This is a genomic window from Halococcus sp. AFM35 (assembly GCF_051195015.1).
Taxonomy (GTDB): Archaea; Halobacteriota; Halobacteria; order Halobacteriales; family Halococcaceae; genus Halococcus.
This window is the reverse complement of record NZ_JBNTJU010000001.1, coordinates 282,557-288,951: the sequence shown is the minus strand read 5'-3', so window position 1 is coordinate 288,951 and position 6,395 is coordinate 282,557. Positions and strand designations below refer to the sequence as shown.

Genomic DNA, 6,395 nt, shown 5'->3' with positions numbered 1-6,395 from the left:
GGACAACGCAAGTCTCTCGCTTCAATGCCTTTGATCTAGCGACCGATCCCGACGCCGTCTAGTGATTCAACAGAGCCCAATATTGTGATTCAGCATCTCGGGGGAACAGGCAATTTAGTTCACTGTGATCCAGAAAAGCTAGAAAAGATAAATAGGAATTTTGTACTCTTGCTCGATAGCGACCAGGAAAGCGAAGACGGAGAACCGAAAGACGAGGTAACTAGAATCAAGGCAAACTTCGATGAGCACGGAAAACGATGTGATGTCTTGGACCGAAGGGAGATTGAGAACTACTATTCCTGCGAAGCAGTCAATGATATTTGTCATGTATCTATTAATAATGAATTTATAGGCGAATATGACGATATAGAGGAGAAATTGAACTCAGAGATGGACGACGGATATAGCTTTGACAAAAGCAAGCATGGTCGGCAAATAGTAGATTATATGTACAGTAACGGAGGAAGCATAGAGCCTGTGGAGTCACTTTTGCAGGACTGTGTAGAAGAAGTACAACGAGAATAATCGAAACTGTCCATGGCTTACCGTTCCCGATGCTCCACTAGCGCTTCCTCGATGGTCAACTCGCCGGCGGCCACGCGCCGAGCGAGCGCCTCGTCGATTTCCCGGTTGTTCGCGGACTGTTCGCGCGAGCGCGCCTTGATGACGTCGAGTTCGCCCGTGGTGGGTTCGATGGTGCGCTCTCGAACTTGCTCGCCCGCGCGCCGCGCGATGTTGACGGCGGCGAGCACGTCACCCATGCCGCGTGCGCCGGTGCCGAGATGGGGCGTCGTGCCGGTCTCGTTGACCATCTCCACGGGAACGTCGAGGTCGTCGATGAGCGAGGCTCCCTTGAGCCGCGCGCCGTCGCCGACGCGCACGACGGGGCCGGTGGCGTCGGCGATTTCCTCGGCGATGACGTCGGCGGCGTCGGCGAGCGGAACGTGAAACGCCGCGACCACCGTATCGCCCGAAAGCACCGCGATACCTGGTCGTTCGCCGGGGTCGACGCCGACGACCGTTTGCCCGCCATCGCGCAACGACGAGAGTGCAGTCTCGACCGCCCGGCGTGGGTCCGCGGGGTCGGCACGGACGACTTCGACCGCATCGGGCGTGCGGTCCTCGTCACCGGCGATGAGGACGCGCGTCCGGTCGGGGAGGTCGTCGCCGGGTTCCACGGTCGTGAACTCGACGCCGCGCTCGCGGAGTTCGGCGACGACGCCGTGATAGAGTGTGAAATCGGCGGTGGCGACGACGATCACGACCGTTCTTTCGCCCGCGTGCCCCTAAACCCTCCCCGGACAGGACGGCTTTTGTTCCGCCGGGCGAAACCCTTCCCGTGAGCGAACCGATTTCGACCGGCTGTGCGGCACTCGACGACCTCCTCGGCGGCGGGCTCCCGCGTGGGAGCGTCACGCAGGTCTACGGCCCGCCCGCCGCGGGCAAGACGAATCTTGCACTTTCGGCCGCCGTCGAGACCGCCGTCGCCGGCGAACTGAGCTACTACATCGACACCGAAGGGCTGTCGGTCGCCCGTTTCGAACAGCTCGCCCGGGCGCGTGCCGCCGACCTCGACGAGTTGACCTCGCGCATCGTCGTCGGTGAGGCGCTCGATTTCGACGAGCAGGAGGAGGCCGTCCGCGACGCCGAAGACCTCGCCGAGCGCGCCTCGCTGGTCGTCCTCGACAGCGCGACCGGGTTCTATCGACTGGAGCGGACGAACCGAGACGAGGGCGAGGCGCTCCGGCAGGTCGGTCGGCAGGTCACACACCTGCTCTCGCTCGCACGCAGACACGACCTCGCCGTACTACTCACGAATCAGGTGTTTGCCGACCCCGACGACGAGTCTGGACGGGTGCGGGCGCTCGGCGGTAACACGCTCTCACACCTCACGAGCGTCATCCTCAGGCTCGAACGGTTCCGGGCGGGCAACCGCCGCGCGACGCTCGAAAAACACGATGCGAAAGCCGCCGGCGATACCTGTCGCTTCGAAATCACCGATAGCGGTCTCGAAAGCGTCGAAGAAGGGGTTTAGGCCGGGTTCGCCGCGACGGGCGCTATCGCGGAGCTGTTCGCCGAACCGTTCGCGCTCGCGTTCGGGCTACTGCCGGATTGCTGCTGGTTGAGCCATGCCTGGTACTCGTCTTGGGGCATGACGGTCATGTTCGCGAGCATCTTCGAGTGGCCGGAGCCACAGAACTCAGCACAGTAGAGCTGGTAGGTGCCGGGTTCGGTGGCGATGGTCTTGATGGTGTTGTACTGGCCGGGGATGGCATCCTGTTTGAGACCGAGCGCGGGCACGTGGACCGCGTGGATGACGTCACGGGAGGTGATGTGGAGATAGACGGGTTTGTTCGCCGGTATCACGAGTTCGGTCGAGGAGTTGACGCCCGCCTCCGGATAGATGAACTCCCAGCCCCACTGGAAGGCGTCGATTTCGACCTCGACGGCCTCTCTGCTGTCGGGAGCAATCGCCCCCGAGCGGTTCGGATGGGTGACCGATGGCTCCAGTTCCTGTTGGGCCTGTGGCTGTGCGCCTTCGGCCGAATCGGGCGTCAGCGCGATGACGGGATTGCCGAGCACCGTATAGGCCGCGATGCCGACGAACAGGAGGATGATGGCGGTAGCCACCGTCCACGTGATTTCGAGCCGGCGGTTCTCGCGGGTCGGCTGCGGGTCGTCGTTGTCCTTGAATCGCCACACCGTATAGACCAGGATGACCTGGACGAGCAGCGTTATCGGGATGGCGACGTACAGCAGTTTCGCGTTCAGTTCGTAGATGAGGTCCGCGTTGACCGACTGTGCCAACACCGGCTCCGTCGCGGCGAGCATCAGCCCGACCACCAGCAGGGCGTACCGCCCGAGACGCGTTTTGTTCATCTGGCGGCGCTTCGGCAGTGGTGCATAAATACCTGCTGACTCCCCTGCCGATGGCCGAAAGCGCGGGGCCTAAGTACGACCGTAGCGAAAATCGGAATTGAGCGACTACACCGTGACAGCCGACACTGACACCGAGCGCAGACGGGTAACGACGCTACTCGCGGCCGCGGCCATCGGCGTCTATCTGCTCATCGTCGTCGGGGCGACCACGGCGCTGACCGAGGCGACACGAGCCTGCTCGACGTGGCCGTTCTGTGGAAGCGACCTCACCGACCCCCGGGTGCTCATCGCGTGGGGCCACCGCCTCGCCGCCCTCGTCGTGGGTGGCGTCGTCCTCGCCGCACTCGTCGCCGCGTGGCGCTCGTCAACACCCCGGCGCGCGAAGGCCGTTTTAGTGCTTCCGTTCGTCCTCTACCCCGTCCAAATCGGACTGGGCGCGCTCGCCGCGACCGCCACGGCCGGCTGGATTTCGACGCTCCACCTGCTCTGTGGGATGGCCATCTTTATCGGTCTCGTTCTCGCGCTCGCGTGGACGCTCGAAGTCGGGACCGGCGACGCGACACCGACCGCTCCCGACCGCTCCCCACCGCCCGACTCCATCGAACACGTTCCGACGCCGGAGCCGTCCGGCCCGCTCGCGAGCGTGAAAGCAGTCTGTGCGGCGTATTTCAGACTGATGAAACCCCGGCTGATGTGGCTGCTTTGCCTTGTGGCGGCCGCCGGAATGGCGCTGGCTGCCGGGCCGGCACTCGATACGGGTCTCGTCGTCAGGGTGCTCGGCGGCGGCGTGCTCGCCATCGGCGCGAGCGGCACGTTCAACCACGTGCTCGAACGCAAGAAAGACCGGAAGATGCAGCGGACCGCCGACCGTCCGCTCGCCACGGATCGAGTGGGCGTGGCGAACGCCCTCGTCTTCGGCACGCTGCTCGCGCTCGCCTCGCTTGTCCTATTCCTCTCGGTGAACTTGCTCGCGGCGGCGCTCGGTCTCTGTGCCATCCTCTTTTATAGTGTAATCTACACACTCGTTCTCAAACCGAATACGGTACAAAACACCGTGCTCGGCGGCGCTGCGGGCGCGCTGCCGGCGCTCATCGGCTGGGTCGGGGTAACAGGAAAGGTCGGAGTCCCGGGACTGGCACTCGCGGGCGTCATCTTCCTCTGGACGCCCGCCCACTTCTACAACCTCGCCTTGGCATATAAAGACGACTACGCCCGCGGCGGCTTTCCGATGATGCCCGTCGTCCGCGGCGAGCGCGTCACCCGTCGACACATCGTCTGGTATCTGGCGGCCACGCTGCTCGGCGCGAGCGTTCTCACCGCCGTCACGTCGCTCGGGTGGCTCTACGCCGGGGCGACGATTGGGTTCGGCGCACTGTTCCTCTGGGCGGTCGTCGAGCTCCACCGCGAGAAGAGCGAGGGGGCCGCCTTCCGAGCGTTCCACGCCTCGAACGCCTATCTCGGCGCGCTGCTGTTCGCCATCGTCGTCGACGCCATCCTCGTCTGAGCCGGCGATAGGCGTAAGTCGAGTGGGCGATAACTCGGCACATGACGACAGTCGAGATCGAATACTGCGTTCCCTGTGGGTTCCTCGACCGCGCCGAGACCATCCAGCACGAACTCCTCACCAATTTCGGGGCGGAACTCGACCGGGTGTCGCTCGTGACCGGCGACCACGGCGTCTTGACTGTGAGCGTCGGCGACGAAACCGTCTTCGACAAGGACGAGGACGAGTACGACGTCGATGGCATCGTCAGAGAGGTCCGCGGCCAACTCTGACGGTCCCGAAATCGAACCCCTTAGAACGGCTGCGGCCGATGGTCCGCCATGGATGCGGTACTGCGTGCGGCGGACGTTCGCCGGGAGTACGGGGACCGGGTGGCGCTCGATGGTGTCTCGCTGTCGGTTGCCGCCGGCGAGGTGTTCGCGCTGGTCGGCCCGAACGGTGCGGGCAAGACGACGCTCGTGCGCGCGCTGACCGGCACGACAGCGGTCGATGGCTCGGTGTCGGTCTTCGGCAACTCGCCGAACGCAGTCGAGGAGTCACGCCTCGGCGTGCTTCCTCAGTCGTTTTCCCCGCCGGCACGGCTAAGCGCGCGCGAACTGCTCACCTACTACGCCGGCTTGTACGACGACCCGCGCGACGTCGAGAGCGTCCTCGACGACGTGGGTTTGACTGGGAGCGCCGACACACGGTATGAAGACCTTTCCGGCGGGCAGCAGCGTCGGACCTGTGTCGGCGCGACGCTCGTCAACAACCCCGACCTGCTGGTACTCGACGAACCGACGACGGGCATCGACCCGGCCGGCCGGCGCGCGCTCTGGAGGCTTCTCGAAGGGCTTGCGGCCGGCGGCACCACCATCCTCCTCACCACTCACTACATGGCCGAGGCCGAGCGTCTCGCCGACAGAGTGGGACTGCTCGCCGATGGACGACTGGCCGCCGTCGGCTCCCCTACTGACCTCGTCGCCGAGTACGGCGGCCGGACGCGACTCGAAATCGAGACCGATGCCGACGCGGCGGCGCTCGACATCGGTCACCCTGTCGATTCTCGGCCCACGGGCATCGTCGTGGACGGCGTTTCGGCGACCGACATCGGTGCGGTCGTCGAGGCGCTCGAACGGAACGGGATTTCCTATGGGGAACTCGCGTGGCGACAGCCCGACCTCGAAGACGTCTATCTCGCGGTGACAGACGAAAGTTACTCGCGCGACGACACGGACGAAGAGCGGTCGCTGACGAGTGCCGAGCGGGAAGCGGGGGCGGTACAGTGACCGCGACCGGGCGGGTCGGCGCGGCCGCCAGCGCGGCGTGGCACTCGTTTCTCCGCCGATGGACGGCCGTCTTCTTCACCTTCTTCTTCCCCGTGATTCTCATCGTCATCTTCGGCGTGCTCGTCGGCACCCGACCCACGGGCGGCGGACTGTTCACCGAACCGCCGGCGTACTACGTGCCCGGGTACTTGGCGGTCGTCGTCCTCTTCACGCCGCTCTCGCGGATCGGCAGCACGGTCGCGCGCCACCGCGAGGGTAATCGCTTCGAGAAACTCGCCACCACGCCGCTCTCCCGGTCCGAATGGCTGCTCGCCCAGACGCTCGTCAACGTGGTCATCATCGGGCTGGCGAGCCTGCTCATCCTCGGGCTCGTCGTCCTCCTCACGGGTGCGAACGTGGCACTCTCCGTCATCACTGTGCCGTTCGTCGTCGTCGCGGTCGCGCTGTTCTGTGGGATGGGCGCGCTCATCGGCAGCCTCGCCGACTCCCAGGACGGCGTCATCGCCGCGAGCAATTCGTTGGCGCTGCCGCTGCTCTTCCTCTCGGACACCTTCGTCCCGCCCGAGTTGCTCCCCGAGTGGTTTCGGCCGGTGATGAACCTCTCGCCGCTGACGTACTTCGCCCGCGGGCTGCGTGCGGTGGCCACCGGCGGGGGTGGCTGGCAGTTCGATTTGGGAATCCTCTGCGTGCTCGCGCTCGTCTTCTTCGCACTCGGGGCGTACGCGCTTCCGCGCACCGACTGA

The 6,395-nt window shown here is 64.9% G+C and carries 8 protein-coding genes; 6 read left to right on the top strand and 2 right to left on the bottom strand.

Going from position 1 to position 6,395, the window contains the following annotated elements:
• Positions 1-168: 168 nt before the first annotated feature.
• Positions 169-525, top strand: coding sequence for a hypothetical protein (locus tag ACQUQO_RS01690; protein ID WP_435076201.1), 357 nt, complete (start codon positions 169-171; stop codon positions 523-525).
• A 17-nt stretch (positions 526-542) separates the two neighbouring features.
• On the opposite strand, the gene ACQUQO_RS01685 is transcribed toward ACQUQO_RS01690, so the two are convergent.
• Positions 543-1,262, bottom strand: a complete 720-nt coding sequence (locus ACQUQO_RS01685) for a hypothetical protein (protein ID WP_435076200.1) — start codon at positions 1,260-1,262, stop codon at positions 543-545.
• Between the two features lie 77 nt (positions 1,263-1,339).
• Between ACQUQO_RS01685 and radB the strand changes: the two genes are divergently transcribed.
• Entirely contained in the window at positions 1,340-2,035 is a 696-nt protein-coding gene (gene radB, locus ACQUQO_RS01680; protein ID WP_435076199.1) for a DNA repair and recombination protein RadB, read from the top strand.
• On the opposite strand, the gene coxB is transcribed toward radB, so the two are convergent.
• On the bottom strand, positions 2,032-2,880 hold the full coding sequence (coxB, locus tag ACQUQO_RS01675; protein ID WP_435076198.1) for a cytochrome c oxidase subunit II: 849 nt from the start codon (positions 2,878-2,880) through the stop codon (positions 2,032-2,034). The two genes, radB and coxB, sit on opposite strands and share 4 nt — an antisense overlap.
• A gap of 112 nt (positions 2,881-2,992) precedes the next feature.
• On the opposite strand from coxB, the gene ACQUQO_RS01670 reads away from it, so the two are divergent.
• From ACQUQO_RS01670 to ACQUQO_RS01655, 4 genes are read left to right on the top strand one after another with little or no spacing between them, the layout of a single operon-like run.
• Positions 2,993-4,384, top strand: a complete 1,392-nt coding sequence (locus ACQUQO_RS01670) for a heme o synthase (protein WP_435076210.1) — start codon at positions 2,993-2,995, stop codon at positions 4,382-4,384.
• A 41-nt stretch (positions 4,385-4,425) separates the two neighbouring features.
• Positions 4,426-4,656, top strand: a complete 231-nt coding sequence (locus tag ACQUQO_RS01665) for a SelT/SelW/SelH family protein (protein WP_435076197.1) — start codon at positions 4,426-4,428, stop codon at positions 4,654-4,656.
• Between the two features lie 48 nt (positions 4,657-4,704).
• Positions 4,705-5,652 carry an ABC transporter ATP-binding protein gene (locus ACQUQO_RS01660; RefSeq protein WP_435076196.1) on the top strand — a complete coding sequence of 316 codons (948 nt, stop codon included), beginning with the start codon at positions 4,705-4,707 and terminating at the stop codon, positions 5,650-5,652.
• Positions 5,649-6,395 (top strand): ABC transporter permease, encoded by a 747-nt coding sequence (locus tag ACQUQO_RS01655; RefSeq protein ID WP_435076195.1) that lies wholly within the window; start codon positions 5,649-5,651, stop codon positions 6,393-6,395. The genes ACQUQO_RS01660 and ACQUQO_RS01655 overlap by 4 nt, the downstream gene beginning before the upstream one ends.